The 2,060-nt window shown below is 68.0% G+C and carries 2 protein-coding genes; both read right to left on the reverse strand.

Annotated elements, in window-relative coordinates:
* Positions 1-4: 4 nt before the first annotated feature.
* Entirely contained in the window at positions 5-481 is a 477-nt protein-coding gene (locus HGO92_RS23065) for a hypothetical protein (RefSeq protein WP_169999066.1), read from the reverse strand.
* 45 nt (positions 482-526) lie between these two features.
* The gene (gene tnpC / locus HGO92_RS23070; RefSeq protein ID WP_169999069.1) at positions 527-1,993 is read right to left on the reverse strand and encodes an IS66 family transposase; all 1,467 of its coding nucleotides are present in this window, start codon (positions 1,991-1,993) and stop codon (positions 527-529) included.
* Positions 1,994-2,060 lie beyond the last annotated feature (67 nt).

Consider the following 2,060-nt stretch of genomic DNA (forward strand, 5'->3'; position numbering starts at 1 on the left):
GTAACTATTCAGGTAGTGGTTGGAGTCCGAGTGGTGGGCAGCGGATTTGGCCGGTGGTGAAGCGGCCGGTGGGTTCGTCGAGTTGGATGACGGCGCTTTGACCGGCCCAGCCGGTAACGGTGCCGGTGGCGCCGTGTAGATAGAGCGGGCGGATGTCGTGGCCCAGCCTGACGCGGTCGCCGATCTCGATCTGTGCGGCTGCCTGGTTGGACTTGGCGCGCTGGCGGTGGCGGTGCCGTTCGCCGATGGCGGCCTGGATCGCGGGCAGGTGCTCATCGAGGCCGCCGGTGGCGATCAGACCAATCAGCATCCGGATCTCGTAGGCGTTAGCACCAGGTGAACCGGCGGGGTCAGGATCGGAGTCGGTGTTGGCATGCTCATCAGGGCCGGGGCCGGAGGGGCCGGGGACCAGGGTCAACGGGCTGGGACGGGCGCCGGCAGCGGGTCGTGGCCGGGAGGGCTTGCGCTTGCGTTTACTCACCATCTCAGGGTGCCCGATGTTTGGGATGCCGGGCAAGGCGACGCGCTACGCGCCCGCCCCGGCGGGGACCCAGGCATTGCCGTTGAACAGGACGCGCAGGACGTCCAGGGCGCCCTGGTTCTGTTTGCGTGCGGTTGAGAGGTAGGAGCGCACCGCCAGGAAAGCATCGGCACCGCTGCGGGAGCGCCAGCCGCCGGAGATCTTCTGCTGCAGCTTGACCATGCGCACATCGCGTTCGGCCTGGTTGTTGTCGAAGGGCACCCGGAAGTCGGTGGCGAACCGCAGCACGTCGTCCGCGTAGACCTCAAGCCTGCGCAGCAGCGCACCGGCCGGGCCCAGTGCGGGTCGGCCGCGTTTGCCGGTGCGTGGCGGCGGCGGGTTTTGCTGTTGCCCTTGACCGACCAGGGTGTCGTAGCGGCGGCGGTAGGCCGTCAACTTCCGGGCCGGCAACGCGCTCTTGCCTTGGACCTTGGCTGCCTGGACCGCGACGTGGAGCTCGACCAGGAGGTCGGCCAACCCGGTGGGCCAGTCCTGGCCGGTGGCCTCTGCGATCCCGGCCAGCTCCCGAAGATGGTGGGCGGCGCATAGCGCGTGGGTCACATCGTATTTGCGGTAGGAGGCGAGCCCGTCGTGGACCGCGATCCCGGTGAAGTCCGGCAGCACCCCGCCGATATCCATCGAGTCCTTCCCCCGGCCGGAAGCGAGGTGATACATCGTCAGCGAGTCAGTACATGCGACGTGGATCCACCGTAGTTTCGCCCCGACCCGCCCACCGGTCTCATCGAAATGCGCCACCTCGGCGGCGGCCAACTGCGCCCGGCCGGCGACCAGGAAAGCCTCCAGCTTATCGGCTGCGGAAGGCAGGAGCGAGGCCAGCCAGCCGGTGGAGACGGGGGCGCCGAAACAGTCCGCCATCGCCTCCGCTGCACGTTCGACCGGCAGATGCTGACGACCCAACAGGTAGGCGCCCAGTGCGGCCACGCCGGGCCCGTAACAGGCCGGGGCAGTGGCCTCGGACGGGAACGATGCGGTGGTCACCGTCCCACAGGAACAGGCCCGCCGCTGGGCACGATGCTCGACCGCGGCCAATCGAATCGGGGGCAGGTCGAACACCTGTCGGGTCTGCTCACCGACCACCGACGCCTGGCCAAGGTCACCGCCACAGGACCCGCACGCCTCCGGGACATGGACGATGACCTCATCCGGTTCGGGCCGCGGCTCCAAACGAAACCCCTGACCTCCAGACTGCTTGCCCGGTTTGCGTCCCGACGCGCGGCGCAGCGACCGGGGCGGTGGCTTCACGAACGCATCCGAACTCGGCGGCTTGGAGGAGTTCTGCGAGTTCTTCGAAAGCCGGGCCTCAAGCTCCTTCACCCGCTCAGTCAGCTCCGCGATCAGCTGGTCCCGTTCAGCGAGCACCACCAGCAACTGCTCCACGCTGGGAGCATCGGGAACCGGGGACACCGGCGGCACATCAGGCACGTCAACCTGCCTCGGGGGATCAAAAGTCACGAACACCCCAAGCATCCCGACCCTGCCGGGAAAATCAACCAACCACGCCGAGGACCTGAATAGTTAC

The sequence above is a fragment of the Crystallibacter degradans genome, assembly GCF_012952295.1.
GTDB classification, from domain to species: domain Bacteria; phylum Actinomycetota; class Actinomycetes; order Actinomycetales; family Micrococcaceae; genus Crystallibacter; species Crystallibacter degradans.